This is a genomic window from Anoxybacillus sp. (assembly GCF_036834105.1).
Taxonomy (GTDB): domain Bacteria; phylum Bacillota; class Bacilli; order Bacillales; family Anoxybacillaceae; genus Anoxybacillus.
The window spans coordinates 1-17,786 of the sequence record NZ_DAITON010000033.1; the positions used below are offsets into that span (position 1 = coordinate 1).

Here is a 17,786-nt window from a genome sequence, read left to right on the forward strand (position 1 = left end):
GTTTGTCTTTTGGGGATGGAAATTAATGTAATGAAAAATGCTCATCTACAGTAAATAATAGATAAAACATTTACTTTCGGACAAAATCGGATACAATAAAAGTGAGGAGTGATGCGTCATGTTGAAAAAGTTGAAACGCAAGCTGCTCAAACAATGGAAAGAACTGTTGCGCAGAAAATCAATTGCTTAAGCGTTGTACGAGCCCTTCTGTTGAAGGGCTTCTTTTCAATTTTGTTTCCCATTCCACACTTTTTATATATAATAAGAAAAGCGGAACGCGCTCGGGGCTAATAACATGATGACAACATTACACATAAGGAGAGATGAACGTTGATTTTTAAAGTGTTTTACCAAGATACGATCGATGAAGTGCCGGTAAGAGAAAAAACGAAGACGCTATACATTGAAGCAGAGAGCGAACGGGATGTGCGCCGAAAACTACAAGACCGTCAAATCAATATTGAATACATTCAACCGCTTGAAGGGGCGCATTTAGCGTACGAACAGCAACATGCTGATTTTCACGTATTGGAGATTGAACGATGAAATGTTTAAAAGATAAACAAGTTGGTGTTTTTGCGCTCGGCGGTCTAGGCGAAATCGGGAAAAATACATATGGCGTACAATATGAAGACGAAATGATCATTATTGATGCCGGCATTAAGTTTCCAGAGGACGAATTGCTCGGAATTGATTACGTCATCCCGGATTATAGCTATTTAGTGAAAAACGCAGAAAACATTAAAGGGTTATTTATTACCCATGGACATGAAGACCATATTGGCGGCATTCCGTATTTGCTTCGCCAAGTGAACGTGCCGATTTACGGTGGAAAGTTAGCGCTCGGCCTCATTCGCAATAAGCTCGAGGAGCACGGATTGCTTCGCCAAACGAAATTAATTGAAATTCAAGAAGACGACGTCATTTCGTTCGGGAAAACAGCGGTCACATTTTTCCGAACGACGCATAGCATTCCAGATAGCTACGGCATCGTTGTGAAAACGCCAGTCGGTCAAATTGTGCATACAGGTGACTTTAAATTTGACTTCACCCCTGTCGGCGAGCCAGCAAACTTGACGAAGATGGCAGAGATCGGGAAAGAAGGCGTCCTTTGTTTATTGTCGGATAGTACAAATAGCGAAATTCCGCATTTTACGATGTCGGAACGGCGCGTCGGAGAAAGCATTCATGATATTTTCCGAAAAGTGCAAGGGCGCATCATTTTCGCGACGTTTGCTTCAAACATTCATCGCTTGCAACAAGTGACGGAAGCGGCTGTATTAAACAACCGAAAAATTGCCGTATTCGGACGGAGCATGGAAGCGGCGATTGAAATCGGCCAACAGCTCGGCTACATTAAATGCCCGAAAGATACATTCGTCGATGCGGCGCAAATTAACCGTCTTCCTGCCCATCGCGTCACCATTCTTTGCACCGGAAGCCAAGGCGAACCGATGGCGGCGTTGTCACGCATCGCTAACGGCTCACACCGTCAAATTCAAATTATGCCGGGCGATACGGTCGTCTTTTCGTCCTCGCCGATTCCGGGCAATACAGTAAGCGTCAACCGCATTATTAACATGCTCGCACGCGCAGGGGCGGAAGTGATTCACGGGCCGCTTAGCGATATTCATACGTCCGGTCACGGTGGGCAAGAAGAACAAAAATTAATGATTCGCCTCATGAAGCCGAAATATTTTATGCCGATTCACGGAGAATATCGCATGCAAAAAATGCACGTCAAACTCGCTGTCGATTGCGGTGTCCCGGAGGAAAATTGCTTTATTATGGACAACGGCGAAGTGCTCGGCATTAGCGAAGAAGGCGCAAGCATCGTCGGTAAAATTCCGTCCGGCTCGGTGTATATTGACGGAAGCGGCATCGGAGATATCGGCAACATCGTATTGCGCGACCGCCGCATTTTATCGGAGGAAGGGCTTGTCATCGTCGTTGTAAGCATTAATATGAAAGAAATGAAAATTGCCGCAGGTCCAGACATTATTTCACGCGGATTCGTTTATATGCGTGAGTCGGGCAATTTAATTAGCGACGCTCAACAGCTCATTGCTAAACATTTACAACAATTGCTTGAACAAGGTACAAATCAATGGTCTGACATTAAAACGGAAATTACCGATACGCTCGCACCGTTTTTATACGAAAAAACGAAGCGAAAACCGATGATTTTGCCGATTATTATGGAAATATAAGAAAAACACAAAACTATGCTCATTGACAGAATAAATTCTGTTGAATATAATGAAAATACAGGTGTAGGGTGTTTTAGTTACCCACGATCGAATGCTCGCTACCATTAAAAATCGTAGCGACAGAAGGAAAACTTGTCGCTCATCCGCAGGCGGCTAATAAATGGCGGACTCGAAAAAAAGAAGGTGCCCGTCTGGACACCTTCTTTTTTATTCGCCAACGACTTCGCTTTCGAAGCGGTCAATGTCTTGATCGGCGCCGATGACGATTAAAATATCCCCGGCGTAAATCGTTTCTGATGCGAGCGGCGAGACGATAATGTCGTTATGCCGCTTAATCGCCACGATGTTAATGCCGTATTTCGCGCGAATGTCGAGCTCTAATAAGGAGTGACCATGAAGTTTTTCATTCGCGACAATTTCAACGATGCTATGTCGGTCAGACAGCTCTAAATAGTCGAGCACATTGTTAGAAATCATATTGTTCGCGATGCGCTCACCCATATCGCGCTCCGGATGAACGATATGGTCGGCGCCAATTTTTTTCAACACTTTTTCATGATAATCGTTCGTTGCTTTTACTGTAATTTTTTCGACACCGAGCTCTTTTAAAATTAATGTCGTCAAAATGCTCGCTTGAATGTTGTCGCCAATCGCGACGATGACGTGGTCGAAATTACGAATGCCTAAACTTTTCAATACATTTTCATCCGTTGAATCGGCAACAACCGCTTGTGAGGCAATAGATGCGTATTCATTCACTTTATCTTCATTCACGTCAATCGCAAGCACTTCCATTCCTTGTTCGCTTAACGTCCGACATACGCTTCCGCCGAAACGTCCAAGCCCGATGACCGCAAATTCTTTTTTCTTCACGACATATCCCCTCTTGTTCGATATTCATCAATGACGCGGATGATTCGTTTTTCTAACATATTCATTCCACCGCTTCCTGCTTGATAATGGCGAAATATACCGTCTGCATCAAATACGTAATACGTCGGTACACATCGATTATCAAACGCTTCTTTTAACCGGTGATCGTTGTCAATGAAAAGCGGATGCGTGATGCCGTATTGTTCAGCAAGCTGTTTTACCGCATCTACGTTTTTGTCGCTTTCTATTCTCGGCATGTGGACGGATACGACGTGCAATTCCCCTTTGTAACGCTCGCGGAAGACGTTGACTTGTTTCATTCCGTCTTTACAAAGATGGCAGCTCACCGCCCAAAAATGAATGAGCGTCGGCTTTCCGATCAGCTGTTCGCGTGTGACGTTTCCGTTTAATACGATAGTCGCTCCATCTAATGATGGCATCAGTTCCCGTAGTTTCATCGTCCTTCTTCCTTTGCTTCGTATTCATTTCCTTTCCAAGTGATGTAACGCGTCAATAGCTCAATAGCAACGTTAATCGCCTCTTCGTTCGGGTTTAGTTTCGCATGATGCAAGCCGAACGGCGATTGCACCCCAAGCCAAAACATAAAGCCTGGGATACGGGCGAGCATATAGCCGAAATCTTCCCCTGTCATCGCTTCTTGGCAGCGGACGAGGCGGACGTTCGTTTCTTTTTCAACAAACTGCATAAATTCATTTGTGAGCGTTTCATCGTTATATACTTGATAATACATCGAGCCGTAATCGATATGCGCTTGACAATCATAAGCGACTTCGATGCCACGCACGAGCGCTTCAATGCGCGTCTTTACTTTTTCCATCGTGTCGGGTGAAAGGGTGCGAATCGTTCCTTCAAGCCGAGCGCGCTCAGCGATGACGTTTTGAACGGTGCCGCTCGTCAGTTTTCCAATCGTAATGACGGCGCTATCGAGCGGATTGACGTTGCGTGCGACGATCGTCTGCAGTTGCATAATCAAGGCGCTTGCGGCGACGACCATATCTTTCGTTTCTTGCGGAAAGGCCGCATGCCCACCTTTGCCGATCAAGTCAATAAAAAGTTCAGACGTATTCGCAAATAAAAGTCCTTCTTTTGTCGCAATCGTTCCGACCGGATATTCGGGAGCGATATGCAAAGCGAGTACGATATCAGGCATCCATTCCTTCATCTCCTCGCTTTCAAGCATTGGAAGCGCCCCGCCCGGTCCTTCTTCAGCTGGCTGAAAAATAAAGAGCATATGATCGCGAATCGGATGATGAACGACATGAGTAAGCACGCCAAGCGCAATCGCCATATGCATATCGTGTCCGCAGGCGTGCATCCGTCCTTCGTGCGTCGAGCGAAACGGGACGTCCGTCTGTTCGTCAATCGGCAGCCCATCCATATCAGCGCGATAGCCGATCGTTTTCGTCGGGGAAAGGCCACGTACACGTACGAAAATGCCGGTGCGCCACGTTTTCACTTCTAAACGTTGTTGCGGCAAAGTAGCGAGATAGTTCAATATGTATTGCTGTGTTTTAAATTCTTGAAAGCCGAGCTCAGGAATTTGGTGCAAATCACGGCGAATACGGATAAAGTCGCTCATACGTTCCTCCTTTTGAAAAAAGCGTGGAAACACCCACGCTTTATAGTTGACGAAGTTCTTGTTTAATTTCTACTTTCGCTTTTGTTTTTTCATCAATTTGTTTAATGACGCGCGCAGGTACACCTGCAACAACCGTATATGGCGGCACATCTTCCGTGACGATTGCCCCAGCCGCAACGACCGCACCTTTGCCGACTGTAACCCCTTCTAAAATGACGGCGTTTGCCCCAATCATCACATCGTCTTCTACAATGACCGGTTTGGCGGATGGCGGTTCAATGACACCTGCAAGTACCGCACCTGCTCCAACGTGGCAGTTTTTCCCTACCGTCGCCCGTCCGCCGAGCACCGCGTTCATATCAATCATCGTACCTTCACCGACGACTGCACCGATATTAATGACCGCGCCCATCATAATAACCGCATTGTCACCAATTTGCACTTGATCGCGAATGATCGCCCCCGGTTCGATGCGCGCTTTTATATGTTTTAAGTCAAGAAGCGGAATGGCGGAATTGCGGCGATCGTTTTCCACAACGTAGTCTTCAATTTTATGTTTGTTCGCTTCAAGCGCCGCTTCAATGTCTGCCCATTCGCCAAACACGACGCCTGTACGACCGGTAATGAACGTTTTCGCGCTCGGTCCGAAATCAATGTCGGCGATCTCTCCTTTTATGTATACTTTTACCGGTGTTTTCTTTTTGCTGTTTTGAATAAACGAAATAATTTCATTCGCATCCATCATCATATGAAGTTCCTCCTTATCGTTTTATTTTTTTACTTTAGCAAATGAAACAAACGGTGACAAGCCTATTTATTGACGCTTTTCATACATGGAACGATTGAATCGCTTCAATATTTCGCGGCGCGTCACAATGCCTACAAAGTAGCCGTCATCGTTTTCGACGCAAACGAACGGATGGTCAATGAGCAACTTTAACGCCTTTAAAAACGAGTCGTTTACATGTAAACGCGGGATGTTGCGTTGCATCGCCTGTTCGACTTTCATCGTTTCAAGCCGCTCAAATTCAATGCGCTCTACACCTAAAATCGCATCCATAATCATCGTCATGCTGATGAGCCCTTGCAGTTGATACGTCATATTTAACACCGGGATGGCTGAATACCCTGTGCGCGTTAAGACGAGTAAAGCATGTTCTAAATGATTCCCCACTTGCACGTGCGCCACTTTATCGGACGGAATCATTAATTCGGTCAGCGAAGGTTGTTGCATCGTCATTCCGCCTTTCACGATATAATCCCCATTTGTCATTGTAACACGTTCATTTCAATAAGGAAAAGCGAGAAGTATAGTAAAAAAGCCTTCACCGATGTGAAGACTTAATTCAACAAATCAAAAATTTCGATGGCGATCATATCGATGTTGTCGAACTGGTACGATTTCGGTTTTTCTCCTTTTTCGTACACCTCTAATACGAACGTGTTCGTTTTTTCATAATATGTGACGCTGCATTTTTTCTCACCGTTCACTTCAAAATTGCGTTGCAGTGCCTCGTTCGTTCCTGTTTTTTGCTCTTGTAAGCTAATTAAACGTTGGATAATGCCTAATAATTGCGACATGGCGTTTCTTCCTTTCCGATACGTATTTCAACGACTATTCACTACTGTACCAAGATTCGCGAAAAAAGTAAACAAAAACGAAAGCCCACGGGAGCGGGCTTACGTTTGAAGCGCGACGTATGCGATGTAGCCAATTAATAAAACAACAAAAACGATGTATGCAATAAAAACCGGATTGCGTACATATGGATGAGCAGCTACTTTTTCCCCGACGCTCGCATCGTATTCTCCTTGCGTACGTTGCCGCTTGCCAAGTTGATACGTATAAACAAATCCCCAAACTAATACTCCGCTTGCGATAAGCAAAAGAATCCAAGAAAATGTGTCCATCATCGTTCACCTCATGCTTACTTTTCCACCGCAAGCGACGTTTTATTACAAATGAGCATTATGTTCAAATAAATATTCATACGTTAAGTCGATAAATAAATAATGATGCTCATCAAGCGGATACGAATATGTGCGAATCGTCTCCCCTGTTTCAATGTCGCTGTATAAGTCCGATAAAATGCCGCGTTTGCGCGAGCGCATACGAATGATATTTTCTAAAAAATACGGACGCCAGCTCCAATTTTTCATTTCATATTGCGGCTGCAGTTCCCATGCGTCTCCTTTTTTAAACATGTTGGCAGACTTTTGGAAGCCGTCATCGTCACAAACGTAAATGCGAAAACTGCAATCGTTTAAATGTTTAGCTAAACTTGAAATGAGTTCGTTAAACGACGATGCTTTTTTATGTTTTGTGACAAGTTCGGATATGCGCGTTTGAAATTGTTCCGAAATGTCGTATAACGTTTGCAGTTTCTTTTTTTCATGTTGAATAAACGTATGAAACTGATTGCGCAATCGTTCTTTTAGTAAATCTTTCGGAAGAAACGAAGGCGACGGCTCATGCAAATCATAGCCTTGATAATACCGTCCGCCATTTCGCCACGCATATTGTAGCTGAAAAGCGTTTTCAATCTCTTCATACAAAAGCGTCGCCCCGATTTTGCGCGCCAGTAGCGAAATGGAATAAAGGACGTCGTCGTACGATGTCGTCGTTGCTGATGTGCGCAACGAGTGCAAGTCAATTTTTAATAAATCGGGTGCAAGTAGCCGAATGCGATCTAAATTGCTGCTTTCTTTCCCGATATTATCGACCGCGATTTGTATGCCGTACGTACGCAAATACGTTAACACATGGCCAAGCTGCTGTACGTCCCCTTTAAAACGATGCTCTGTAATTTCAAGTACGACTTGGTTCAGTTGTAGTCCTTTTTCTTTATATGGAAGAAGAAGCTGTAAAAACGATTCTCCTCGATCGACCATTAACACGTTTGCATCGCGGTTAATGAAAATAAGCGGTGCTGGCTGCTCCGTCACAAACTGATCGAGCGCCTTCGTCGTCACGACGCTGTCAACTTCCATACGAAATTCTTCTGGAATCGTCTCGTCGTGAAAAAATGGACCGAGGCTGACGACTTCATCGCCATGTTGAAATCTGCCGAGCACTTCGTATCCAACGATGCATTGCTCGTCAGCGCTAAAAATCGGTTGATAATGCGGAACAACTTGATCGATATGTGTTAAAATGTCTAGTGCATCCAAACGACGCCGCCTCCCCCGTTTTTTTCACCCATTATACCATAACGAAAATAAAAAAAGCGACGCTAGCAAACGTCGCTTTAAAACGGATGTTGATTCAACCACTGTCCACCGTCGACCGTGATGCACTCCCCGTTTATATACGCAGCCGCATCGGAAAGTAAAAATGAAGCGACGCCGGCAATTTCTTCAGGCGTGCCGAATCGGCCGAGCGGTACGCTATCTTTCACGCGCTTTTCCATCTCTTCCGATAAAATGAGTTTTTCCGCCCCACCTGTTCGTTCAATCGGACCGGGAGCGATCGCGTTTACACGAAAGCCGTATTTTTTCCCCCATTCCACAGCTAACGTGCGCGTCATCGTTAACACACCTGCTTTAGCGCATGCGGAATGAATGACACCTGCGCCCGCTCCCCACGCGTATGTAGCGACAATGTTAATGATCGATCCTTTTTGTCCTTTCTCAATCCAATAGTTCCCGACTTCTCGGCTACAATAAAACGTCCCGTTTAAGACGATGTCGATGACGCTATTCCAACCGTTAATCGATAGCTTTTCCGCCGGGCAAATAAAGTTGCCTGCGGCGTTATTAATGAGCGCATCAATTTTCCCAAAACGCTCATCCGTTTGTTTCACCATCGCAGCGACCAATTCCGGTTGGCGCACGTCCATAACGATTGGTAAAACGCTTCCACCGATGTCAGCCGCTGCTTCTTCAAGCGCTTCTTTTCTTCTCCCTGTAATGACGACGTGCGCTCCTTCATGCGCGAAACGCTTCGCCATATATTTCCCCATGCCGCTTGAACCGCCTGTCACAATAATGACTTTCCCGTTCATTGTCCTCATCCCCTTTTATGAATGGTTATTCATTCACTTTTTATTGTACTATATATTTAGAAAATTTTTAATATTGTTTTTGCTGTTTTTATCGACTTTTTTCTTTTATAATGAGTGGAGAACATTTCTACGTATAAGGTATGATCTCATGAAACGACGAGATTTTTTAAAAACGCTTTTTTCTTTGGCCGCCAAAGGGGCGTTTCTTTCAGCGGCAGGATATATGTATGCGAAATATGTTGAGCCGCGACGGCTCACGATACGTCAATACGATATCGTTCATCCGCTTATTCCGAAACAGTTTGATGGATGCCGCCTCCTTCAGTTTAGTGACGTACATGCAGGGTATCATTATCCCGTTGAGCAGTTTCAACGCGTCGTGGCAAAAATAAATGACCTCGCTCCACACGTCATTTGTTTTACAGGCGATTTACTGGATGAGCCGAACAAATATGAGCATGTCGACGCGATGACAGCGCTATTACAGCAACTCGAAGCCCCTTTAGGGAAGTTTTGTATTTACGGCAATCACGATCACGGTGGGTACGGAACGGACATATATAAAGAAATGATGGAAAAAGGCGGGTTTCAGTTGCTCGTCAACAAATGGACAGCGATTAAGCAAGGGAATGAACAAATCGTCATCGCCGGATTAGACGATTTTATGCTCGGCAAGCCGAATTTCGCCAAAACGGTACAACGTATGCCGAAAAATACGTATACGATCGCGCTCATTCACGAGCCTGATCTCGTGACGCAAGCGAGCGTCTATCCTTTCCATCTGCAGCTGTCCGGGCATAGCCATGGCGGACAAATTCAACTGCCATGGATCGGTCCGCTCGTTACCCCACCGTTAGCGAAGCAATACGTCGAAGGATTTTACGACGTCAAGCTGCTCACCTTGTACGTCAACCGTGGTCTCGGAACGACGCGCATGCCGTTTCGCTTTTTAACGCCGCCTGAACTTACGTTGTTTACGTTAAAAGCCGGGTCATAACATGAACCCGGCTTGAAACAAGCATATGCTCCCAATGATTGAAGCGCTTATGTACAAAAGCGCTTCTTTATATTGTTTGCCCAATAACAGCTGTAAAGCTTCAACGCTAAATGTCGAAAACGTCGTAAACGCGCCAAAAAATCCGACTGTCATCCCGACCGCCTGCACGTCATGTGCAAGCACCATGCCAAGACCGAATGAGCCGAGCCAGTTGATGAACAAAATGGAAAGCGGCACCGGCGACCGCTTCGTCCAACGAAGAAGCCATATGCCGAGTTGGTAACGGCACCACGCGCCTAACGCTCCACCAAGTGCAACCATCATCATGACGCCCCACCTACCTCTTTCACGCCAGCTCGTTCACCGACGTATACACCTGCATAACAAAAAAGCAAGCCGCCGCAAAGAGAAGCAAGAACATATGCTGACGCGAGCGCAACGTGTCCGTTCCATAATGCGAGCGTTTCTTTACTAAACGTCGACATCGTCGTCAATCCGCCACAAAATCCCGTTCCGATCCCAAGCCGTAGCCATTCTGCTATTTTCCTCTTTCCGACATAAGATGTCAGCGCACCGAGAAAAAAAGAACCGATGTAATTCACAAGCAACGTTCCCCACGGAAACGTGAGGAACGGAAGCGCAAGCGCAATACCGTAGCGGCATAGCGCGCCTAACGCTCCCCCGAGTGCTACTGCTCCACTTTCTCTCATATGACCATCTCCCTATTCTTCATCGTCTGCGACATCGTACGCCATTTGAAACAACATCATTTGGCTATCTATTTCTTCTTCCTCTTCTTTTCGCTTGACATAATCGTATTCGCCATGTTCATTTTGTTCGCGCGCTTTCACGTTGTCAGAAAGCAACATGTGCAATACGTCAATGAGCCGCTGTTTTAATGGTTGACTGAAAATCGGAAATAAAATTTCAATGCGGCGATCCATATTGCGCGTCATCCAATCGGCTGAAGATAAAAAGACGCGCTCTTGCCCATGATGGTGAAAATAATAGACGCGGCTATGTTCTAAAAAGCGGCCGACGATGCTGCGAACGCGAATGTTTTCGCTCACGCCTTTCATTTGTGGTCGCAAACAACAAATGCCGCGCACAATTAAGTCGATTTGTACCCCCGCTTGCGACGCTTCGTATAGTTTCATGATGAGCTGTTTGTCCGTTAGCGAGTTCATTTTAGCGATAATGCGCCCGTCACCGTATTGCTTATGGTAACGAATTTCTTCATCGATAAGTTGCAAAAACTGTTGCCGCAAATCAAACGGGGCAACAACAAGATGATGAAACTCCGGCTTCTCCATGTAGCCGCTTAAATAATTGAAAAAGTTTGTCGCATCTTCCCCAAATTGTTCATTGGACGTAATGAAGCCGAAATCGGTGTAAATTTTGGCGGTTGCGTCGTTATAATTGCCCGTTCCTAAATGAACGAACCGCTCAATTTTCCCTTGTTTTTGCCGAACGATTAACGTAATTTTACTATGTGTTTTTAAATGCGTCATCCCATAAATGACGTGGCAACCTGCTTTTTCAAGTTCCTTCGCCCATTGAACGTTATTTTCTTCATCAAAGCGCGCTTTTAATTCAACGAGGACAGTGACTTGCTTGCCGTTTTCCGCCGCCCGCTTTAACGCTTCAATAATGGGCGAATCGCCGCTGACACGATACAGCGTCTGTTTGATCGCCAACACGTCTGGATCATCTGCCGCATCGGAAATAAAGTCAATAATTGGCTGAAACGACTCGTACGGATGATGAAACAGTAAATCGCGTTCTTTCGCTTTTTCAAATACGTCTTCCTCATCATCTAAATCTTTTGGCGGCTGCGGAATGAGCGTTTGAAAAATAAGATGTTCTTTATAGCGAGCCACTTCATGATAAAACGAAAATAAAAACGTGAAATCAATTGGTCCATCCATTTGGTACACATCTTTTTCATGAATTTCTAGCTCATCTAATAAATAGTCGAGCACCCATTCGTCAAACCCTTTTTTGCTCATTTCAAGCCGCACGGCTGCGCCCCATTTTCGCTTTTTTAATTCTTTTTCAATTTCTTTTAATAAATCGCGCGCCCCTTCTTCATGAATCGTTAAGTCGGCGTTGCGCGTAATGCGAAATTGCGTCACAGACGAGACATGGTAGCCCCTAAATAACATATGGATAAACGATGTAATCACATCTTCTAACAAGGCATAAGCATATATGTCGCTTTGTTTAGGCAGAGGAATAAATCGACTTAATACAGAAGGCACTTGCACGATCGCTAATTTTTTTCGCTCATCGTCATCTTCCTCATCATCTTCAAGCACGATCGCTAAATTTAAACTTTTGTTTAATAACATCGGAAACGGACGATACGCATCGACAGCCATCGGTGTTAACACAGGAAAAATATTTTTCATAAAATACGTTTGCAAATACGTTCGTTGCTCATCGTTCCATTCGTTCGGCGCAAGCAAATGTACCCCTTCTTCACGCAACATCGGCAATAACGTCTTATTGTACATGTCGTACTGCCATTTAACAAGTTCATGCGTTTTTTTAGAAATTTTTTTCAACTGTTCTTTCGGCGTCAAGCCCGCTTTATTTTCTGGCTTGTTAAACCCTGCTTTCACTTGATCTTTTAACCCAGCGACGCGCACCATAAAAAACTCATCCAAATTCGAACTAAAAATGGCTAAAAATTTAAACCGCTCTAGTAGCGGATTGCGTTCGTCCATCGCTTCTTGCAAGACGCGCTCATTAAAAGCTAACCAACTTAATTCGCGGTTATTGTAATAACGTGGATGACTGAAATCCATATTCATCCCTCCAAATAAAAATGTAATTGAATTGGTCGCTTCATGATTTTTTCAACGTGCTTTTTATGTTTTTCCGCCTGATATTCTTCCGCCTTAAACGATTGATTGCAAAAAATATGAATGACTACCGTTTCTCCCTGCAATGCAAGCTGCACGCGATTGACGATATTTCGCTTCGTATCGTTTAAGCTGTAAGCGAACTTTAACAACGCGCCAAGAAACCGAAGCTTTTTTTGCTCTGCACGGGTAAACCATGTAGCAAATGGTTGTATATATTGCTTAAACAACGTTTTATTTTTGAACGAAGCAACGAGCGCAAGTTGCACGCGATCGCGATGGCTTAGTCCGTCAATCGTTCGATTGGCTAAAATGTAAAACGTATGTTGGCTGCTTGCTTCTTCATCGACATATTGCCCTAAATAAAACACATGAGCGGCGCGCTTTAATAAGACGAGGTCTTCCCCCGTAAGCGGAAATAAGGCAAGTGTTCGCATTTGCTCAAACAGTTGAATGACGAGCTGCAATACGTGTTGGACATCATTTGTATTTACTTCGTAGTCCCGGGCTAATTCAAAAAAACTTTCTTCTAATACACTGGGAAACACCGTCGGTCCAAACTGTTCGTAAAAAATGCCGTCGCGCAATCCTTTACGGCTTAAAATAAACGTCGTCGCATCAACCGTTTCATATAACGTTTGAAACACTTCGACGGCAGGAATAATTAAATCTGCTCGGTCTTTCGATAACGCTTCTACTTTTTGCAGCTGTTCAAATGTGAGCGAGCGCAAATATTTTTTCACTTGAACGATATGTTCCCGTTTCATTTCATATTGATGAATGCCAGCAATCGGATAGTTTTGCAACATTTGATGCACTTGCACGACGTTGCGGGCGCTTCCTCCGATCGCGATAATCGGCAAGCGGCGTTGCTTCAGCCACGGCAACGATTGAAATTGCTGCTCGATATATGCACGCAACGTTTGCAACTCTTCATCCGTCGGGACGTTTCCCGCAACAAAATCGCGCTTTAACGACAACGCTCCAAACGGAAAGCTATAATAATCGACAAGTTCGCGGTTGTAAAAATACGTCACTTCCGTACTTCCTCCGCCAACGTCGACTGTAATGCCTTCATGAAACGACGTCGATTGCACGACAGCTAAAAAACCGTAGTATGCTTCTTCATATTCGGATAAAATACGCATATGAAAATCTGTTCGTTCGGCGACGATGCGAACGATGTCATCGCGATTGCGCGCTTGACGAATCGTTGCCGTCGCGACACATTTTACATCATGGAGGCGATGAAAGCGCGTGACGTCTTGAAACGTCAACAAACCTTCTAACAGGATATGCATTCCTTCCTCTGTAAATAATCCGTCTTCTGTCAAATAGTTGCGCAAGCGAGCCGCGATTTTTACGTTTTCTCGTTCGCGCAATCGTCCGCTTTTGCTTTGTTCGTAAATGACGAGACGCATCGTATTCGAGCCAATATCAATAATGCCGTATTTCAACGTTCGTCCTCCCTCATATAAAAAAATAAATTGAAAATTTTCCAAAAACATAGATGATCGTGTATAATAAAAGTGTATCAAAATCAAAAAAGGAGTGAAATGCGAATGGAAACTGTCGAATGCACCGTTGAAAATTTATCGGTTGCGCTATTTACGGTCAACCGCCATGCGAAAGCGGCTTTAAACCCTTCATACTTGTATTTGCTTAAGAAAAAAACAATTGAAAAAATGCTTGCAGAAGGAAAGGCGAAAAAAGTTGGACTTCACTTTTCCCGAAACCCGAAGTACAGTCAACAAAAATCAGATGTGCTTGTGGCGATCGGTGCGTATTACTTCCACATACCTCCAACAAAAGAAGACTTCAAGCAGTTGCCTCATCTCGGTGCGTTGGACGACTCTTATCGTAACCCTGTTGCAAAAATGCCGTTGTCTCAAGCGAAACGACTACTGCAAGCGTATACGGGCATCTCACCAGAAGATGCACAACCGAAGCCGAAACGTTACGACCCATTTCGTACTCAGCGGTTCGGGAAAACATTTCGCTAAGGACAAGCTCATCCCATGCTTTCTTACTTTATTATTGTATTACACAAAAGGGCGGCCTCTTAATGAGATCGCCCTTTCTCACGTTGGACTAATTGTTCAAATTGTTCAGCGGAAACCGGCTTGCTGAAGTAGTAGCCTTGGGCGCGATCACAGCCTTCCTGCTGTAAAATCGCAAGCTGTTGTTCCGTCTCGACCCCTTCCGCAACAACTTTCATTTGCAAGCTATGCGCCACTTGAATGACGGCACGCACGATCGACAAGTCGTACGAATGTTTCACCATATCTTGTATAAATGAACGATCAATTTTAATGATATCAACCGGCAATCTTTTTAAATAGTTTAACGAGGAATAGCCTGTCCCAAAATCGTCGACGGCAAGCTGAAGCCCTAAATGTTTTAACGATTGCAGCTGCGCAAGCACATCATCCATATGATGCATCGCCATGCTTTCGGTAATTTCTAATTTTAAACAAAACGGATCTAAATCGTACGTTCGCAACACGTGCTCGATATGCTTGACAAAATCAGCCTGCAAAAATTGTTTAATCGAAATGTTTACACCAATTTGCACGTGCGGCATCCCTTTTTCTTTCCATATTTTGCTTTGTTCACATACTTGCCGCAACACCCAATCGCCGATCGGTTGAATGAGGTTCGTTTCTTCCGCAATCGGAATAAACGTCGCTGGCGAAATCCAGCCGCGCTTCGGATGAAACCAGCGCAACAACGCTTCGACAGCGACAATTTGCCCGGAAGCAATGTCTATAATCGGCTGATAGTGGATCGTAAATTCATCGTTTTTCAACGCTTTTCGAATGCTATGTTGAATGTACAATTTTTCTTCGTTCGTCTTTTTTAGCTCGTTCGTATAAAAACAATATGTATTTCCACCGTTTTCCTTTGTTGTTTCGAGCGCTAAATCAGCGAGCGAAACGAGCGTCGTCCAGTCGGTTGCATCATCTGGAAATACGCTTACACCAATGCTTGGCGTCACCGTCAATTCATGTTCAGCTAAGTAAAATGGTGTAGAAAATGACTGAATGACTTCGTGAATGAGGCGACGCGCTTCTTGTCGTTCAGCCGTATAAAAAGCGAGAAAAAATTGATCGCGATCTTGACGTGAAATGACGAGATGTTCATGTCGTTGCAGACGCTCTGCTACTTGTTTTAACAATTCATTTCCACATTCATAGCCGATTAAATCGTTAATAAATTTAAAACGGTCTAAATTGAGCGACAATAACACGAAAGGCTCACGTTCATTCATTCGCTCCCGAAGCATATGTTGAAACGACTCGTACGACAATGCCCCTGTCAACGAATCATTATAGCCATCCGCCGCTAACAAAAAGCAACCGGTCCAAACGATATGCGATTGAAACAAATGAACGTACATATACGCCGGACGATCATCAACGCCCGTTTTTCCGCGCCATACGTTCGCTTGACGGAATGAGCCAATGACTTCATGGGCATGCTCAACGAGTTGATGAGCGACACGGTAACGACAGGACAGTTGTTTCATAAACAAATCGTCCATATAAACAATCGTTCCGTGGCGATCCGTAATGAAGAAAATAGCGTATTGATGAAAATATTGCCCAACGGCCTCCCATTTTATCAATGGAGGGTGTTGGAACATATACTGCTGTTCGTTCATGTTGTAATCCTCGCTTTTTGTTTTCTTCCCTCCTCCTCTTATTAAACCATATGGCGTTATAATTGAAAATAATTTTTCATCAAGAAACATAAATTAGTCAATTGTTCCTGTACGTAAAATCGATACGTTCACATCGACATCTATTTTTGCATGCTCATATAACTTGCTCCATTGTTTATCCGTCAACTGCAATCCGCGCACCGAGTGGTCGTATATTTGTCCGAAGCCGATCGGGTCCGTATTGTATGCTTTTAGTTTATTTAATAATTGCTCCATTTCTTTTTTCATTTGTTTTTCAATCGCCCGCTCAAGAATGTGGACATTCGCTTCCATAATCGGCTTCATTTTTTCGGACATCTCTAAAATTTCCGCTTGCAACTTGACGGTGACGCGAAAATGGGGAGCCGCCCCTTGGCTAATTAGTTTGATTTTTCGTTTTGTTTTAATTTCATTTATAACGATATTGACTTTTTTCCCTTTTTTCTTTATTAATAGGGGAGCAAGTTCATCACGCGGCACGGTGATATTTTTCAACCCTGCGTTATATTCTGATGCTAATATTTTAATGTAAAAGCTTTCATCAAGCTTTACTGTTCCGACAAATTTGTCGCCGCGAAATAGCGCTACTTTTTCAATAATCGGTTTATCATCACGCAACGATAAACAAGGTAAAATTGGATCTTTCCCGACATCGTAGTAACTATGGATAAACTCATGTAACGTCGCGGCTAACAGCGATTCGCTGCGCAAGTTTTTCTCAATTAACCGATATAAATACGTCCCGATGTCTGGTGTATCTTCATGCTTTTTACTTTTCACGATTTTTTTTGCGTCCGGCTCACCGACCGCTAAATAAACGAGCGAGCCGATATTGGCATCGCGTTGCAACGTATCGGTTAACGGAAAAATACCTTCGTTTGCAGCGAGCTCTTTTCCGTATACAACGACGCGAATTTGCCCCGATCCTAAATCGTGGCTCGTTTGCGCTTCTAAATCTTGGCGAAGTCCTTTGCTCGTTTTATTCGTTGCTTCAATGACTTCTGACAAAGACGATCCGGTCGTTTGAAACGAAAGCATAACAGAAGCCCCTTCGTACAACTTCCCTTTTTTATCAAACCCAGCGGCCGTAATGATTCCTTGCCTTTCTAATACGCGCGGCTGTACACACCCACCTAATACTAACATACAAACGATGAGCCATTTCATTTCGCACTCCCCTTTGCCCATGTTTTTATGCGCACAAATACGTACAATAGAAATGGATAAACAAAGCTAAGCCAAAAGCCGTACCATCCGACGCGATCAATAAATTCGTTAATGGTGGCGCGCTGTTGAAATAATATCGCAACGATGAACGAAAGAAAGCTGAACACGAATAACATATATTTTTGCTTTATATGAAAAAGCGCTTTTCCGCCGCGCGTCATCGCCCACATAAACATAAGTAAGTTCGGTAAAATGACGAGCAGCCAAAGCGGAATAACGACATATTCAAACCGTTCAATAAACGGAAATTTGACGATTGTAAACATCGACAGCGACGCCCAAATGGTCACATCGAGCTGCTTTGG

The 17,786-nt window shown here is 44.2% G+C and carries 20 protein-coding genes; 4 read left to right on the top strand and 16 right to left on the bottom strand.

Annotation, left to right across the window (positions count from 1 at the left end; genetic code table 11):
* The first annotated feature begins 330 nt into the window (after positions 1–330).
* On the top strand, positions 331–546 hold the full coding sequence (locus V7Z64_RS05235) for a DNA-dependent RNA polymerase subunit epsilon (RefSeq protein WP_297987619.1): 216 nt from the start codon (positions 331–333) through the stop codon (positions 544–546).
* Positions 543–2,210, top strand: coding sequence for a ribonuclease J1 (gene rnjA / locus V7Z64_RS05240; protein ID WP_297987621.1), 1,668 nt, complete (start codon positions 543–545; stop codon positions 2,208–2,210). Before V7Z64_RS05235 ends, rnjA begins: the two co-directional genes overlap by 4 nt.
* A 207-nt stretch (positions 2,211–2,417) precedes the next feature.
* Here rnjA and V7Z64_RS05245 read toward each other — a convergent pair whose 3' ends face one another.
* From V7Z64_RS05245 to fadH, 9 genes are all read right to left on the bottom strand, one after another.
* A complete protein-coding gene (locus V7Z64_RS05245) occupies positions 2,418–3,083 on the bottom strand; it encodes a potassium channel family protein (RefSeq protein ID WP_003396609.1) in 666 nt (221 codons plus the stop codon).
* Positions 3,080–3,541 (bottom strand): TlpA disulfide reductase family protein, encoded by a 462-nt coding sequence (locus V7Z64_RS05250; RefSeq protein WP_334109578.1) that lies wholly within the window; start codon positions 3,539–3,541, stop codon positions 3,080–3,082. Before V7Z64_RS05250 ends, V7Z64_RS05245 begins: the two co-directional genes overlap by 4 nt.
* On the bottom strand, positions 3,538–4,683 hold the full coding sequence (locus tag V7Z64_RS05255; RefSeq protein ID WP_297987625.1) for an N-acetyldiaminopimelate deacetylase: 1,146 nt from the start codon (positions 4,681–4,683) through the stop codon (positions 3,538–3,540). Before V7Z64_RS05255 ends, V7Z64_RS05250 begins: the two co-directional genes overlap by 4 nt.
* Positions 4,684–4,723: 40 nt before the next feature.
* The gene (gene dapD, locus V7Z64_RS05260) at positions 4,724–5,431 is read right to left on the bottom strand and encodes a 2,3,4,5-tetrahydropyridine-2,6-dicarboxylate N-acetyltransferase (RefSeq protein WP_035044925.1); all 708 of its coding nucleotides are present in this window, start codon (positions 5,429–5,431) and stop codon (positions 4,724–4,726) included.
* Between the two features lie 66 nt (positions 5,432–5,497).
* Positions 5,498–5,956, bottom strand: a complete 459-nt coding sequence (cbpB, locus tag V7Z64_RS05265) for a cyclic-di-AMP-binding protein CbpB (RefSeq protein WP_442885038.1) — start codon at positions 5,954–5,956, stop codon at positions 5,498–5,500.
* A gap of 68 nt (positions 5,957–6,024) precedes the next feature.
* Positions 6,025–6,264, bottom strand: coding sequence for a YkuJ family protein (locus V7Z64_RS05270; RefSeq protein ID WP_297987628.1), 240 nt, complete (start codon positions 6,262–6,264; stop codon positions 6,025–6,027).
* A gap of 99 nt (positions 6,265–6,363) precedes the next feature.
* Positions 6,364–6,597 (bottom strand): hypothetical protein, encoded by a 234-nt coding sequence (locus V7Z64_RS05275; protein ID WP_297987630.1) that lies wholly within the window; start codon positions 6,595–6,597, stop codon positions 6,364–6,366.
* 42 nt (positions 6,598–6,639) lie between these two features.
* On the bottom strand, positions 6,640–7,854 hold the full coding sequence (locus V7Z64_RS05280; protein ID WP_297987632.1) for an EAL domain-containing protein: 1,215 nt from the start codon (positions 7,852–7,854) through the stop codon (positions 6,640–6,642).
* A gap of 77 nt (positions 7,855–7,931) precedes the next feature.
* Entirely contained in the window at positions 7,932–8,687 is a 756-nt protein-coding gene (gene fadH / locus V7Z64_RS05285; protein ID WP_297987634.1) for a 2,4-dienoyl-CoA reductase, read from the bottom strand.
* Between the two features lie 148 nt (positions 8,688–8,835).
* Between fadH and V7Z64_RS05290 the strand changes: the two genes are divergently transcribed.
* Positions 8,836–9,684: a metallophosphoesterase gene (locus V7Z64_RS05290; RefSeq protein WP_297987636.1), complete on the top strand. Its 849-nt coding sequence runs from the start codon at positions 8,836–8,838 to the stop codon at positions 9,682–9,684.
* Here the strand turns inward: V7Z64_RS05290 and crcB are convergent.
* Genes crcB through V7Z64_RS05310 form a run of 4 tightly spaced genes read right to left on the bottom strand, consistent with a single transcriptional unit; the run spans position 9,679 to position 14,008 of the window.
* On the bottom strand, positions 9,679–10,011 hold the full coding sequence (gene crcB, locus V7Z64_RS05295) for a fluoride efflux transporter CrcB (RefSeq protein ID WP_297987638.1): 333 nt from the start codon (positions 10,009–10,011) through the stop codon (positions 9,679–9,681). The two genes, V7Z64_RS05290 and crcB, sit on opposite strands and share 6 nt — an antisense overlap.
* A complete protein-coding gene (locus V7Z64_RS05300) occupies positions 10,008–10,394 on the bottom strand; it encodes a fluoride efflux transporter FluC (protein WP_297987639.1) in 387 nt (128 codons plus the stop codon). The genes crcB and V7Z64_RS05300 overlap by 4 nt, the downstream gene beginning before the upstream one ends.
* A 12-nt stretch (positions 10,395–10,406) precedes the next feature.
* Positions 10,407–12,494, bottom strand: a complete 2,088-nt coding sequence (locus V7Z64_RS05305) for an RNA degradosome polyphosphate kinase (protein WP_297987641.1) — start codon at positions 12,492–12,494, stop codon at positions 10,407–10,409.
* A 2-nt stretch (positions 12,495–12,496) separates the two neighbouring features.
* Entirely contained in the window at positions 12,497–14,008 is a 1,512-nt protein-coding gene (locus V7Z64_RS05310) for a Ppx/GppA family phosphatase (protein WP_297987643.1), read from the bottom strand.
* A gap of 105 nt (positions 14,009–14,113) precedes the next feature.
* On the opposite strand from V7Z64_RS05310, the gene V7Z64_RS05315 reads away from it, so the two are divergent.
* A complete protein-coding gene (locus V7Z64_RS05315; protein WP_297987645.1) occupies positions 14,114–14,554 on the top strand; it encodes a YkyB family protein in 441 nt (146 codons plus the stop codon).
* Between the two features lie 59 nt (positions 14,555–14,613).
* Here V7Z64_RS05315 and V7Z64_RS05320 read toward each other — a convergent pair whose 3' ends face one another.
* From V7Z64_RS05320 to V7Z64_RS05330, 3 genes are all read right to left on the bottom strand, one after another.
* The gene (locus tag V7Z64_RS05320; RefSeq protein WP_297987647.1) at positions 14,614–16,215 is read right to left on the bottom strand and encodes a putative bifunctional diguanylate cyclase/phosphodiesterase; all 1,602 of its coding nucleotides are present in this window, start codon (positions 16,213–16,215) and stop codon (positions 14,614–14,616) included.
* Between the two features lie 93 nt (positions 16,216–16,308).
* On the bottom strand, positions 16,309–17,421 hold the full coding sequence (locus V7Z64_RS05325) for a Ger(x)C family spore germination protein (RefSeq protein WP_297987649.1): 1,113 nt from the start codon (positions 17,419–17,421) through the stop codon (positions 16,309–16,311).
* Positions 17,418–17,786, bottom strand: a 369-nt coding sequence (locus V7Z64_RS05330; protein WP_334109586.1) for a GerAB/ArcD/ProY family transporter, incomplete at its 5' end; no start/stop codon positions are given. The genes V7Z64_RS05330 and V7Z64_RS05325, both read right to left, overlap by 4 nt.

Coding starts and splice junctions, on each gene's coding strand:
- V7Z64_RS05290 (WP_297987636.1), top strand. CDS start 8,836: ATGAAACGACGAGATTTTTTAAAAACGCTTTTTTCTTTGGCCGCCAAA.
- cbpB (WP_442885038.1), bottom strand. CDS start 5,956: ATGACAAATGGGGATTATATCGTGAAAGGCGGAATGACGATGCAACAA.
- V7Z64_RS05250 (WP_334109578.1), bottom strand. CDS start 3,541: ATGAAACTACGGGAACTGATGCCATCATTAGATGGAGCGACTATCGTA.
- V7Z64_RS05325 (WP_297987649.1), bottom strand. CDS start 17,421: ATGAAATGGCTCATCGTTTGTATGTTAGTATTAGGTGGGTGTGTACAG.
- V7Z64_RS05300 (WP_297987639.1), bottom strand. CDS start 10,394: ATGAGAGAAAGTGGAGCAGTAGCACTCGGGGGAGCGTTAGGCGCGCTA.
- V7Z64_RS05275 (WP_297987630.1), bottom strand. CDS start 6,597: ATGATGGACACATTTTCTTGGATTCTTTTGCTTATCGCAAGCGGAGTA.
- dapD (WP_035044925.1), bottom strand. CDS start 5,431: ATGATGATGGATGCGAATGAAATTATTTCGTTTATTCAAAACAGCAAA.
- fadH (WP_297987634.1), bottom strand. CDS start 8,687: ATGAACGGGAAAGTCATTATTGTGACAGGCGGTTCAAGCGGCATGGGG.
- V7Z64_RS05255 (WP_297987625.1), bottom strand. CDS start 4,683: ATGAGCGACTTTATCCGTATTCGCCGTGATTTGCACCAAATTCCTGAG.
- rnjA (WP_297987621.1), top strand. CDS start 543: ATGAAATGTTTAAAAGATAAACAAGTTGGTGTTTTTGCGCTCGGCGGT.
- V7Z64_RS05270 (WP_297987628.1), bottom strand. CDS start 6,264: ATGTCGCAATTATTAGGCATTATCCAACGTTTAATTAGCTTACAAGAG.
- crcB (WP_297987638.1), bottom strand. CDS start 10,011: ATGATGATGGTTGCACTTGGTGGAGCGTTAGGCGCGTGGTGCCGTTAC.
- V7Z64_RS05315 (WP_297987645.1), top strand. CDS start 14,114: ATGGAAACTGTCGAATGCACCGTTGAAAATTTATCGGTTGCGCTATTT.
- V7Z64_RS05305 (WP_297987641.1), bottom strand. CDS start 12,494: ATGGATTTCAGTCATCCACGTTATTACAATAACCGCGAATTAAGTTGG.
- V7Z64_RS05320 (WP_297987647.1), bottom strand. CDS start 16,215: ATGAACGAACAGCAGTATATGTTCCAACACCCTCCATTGATAAAATGG.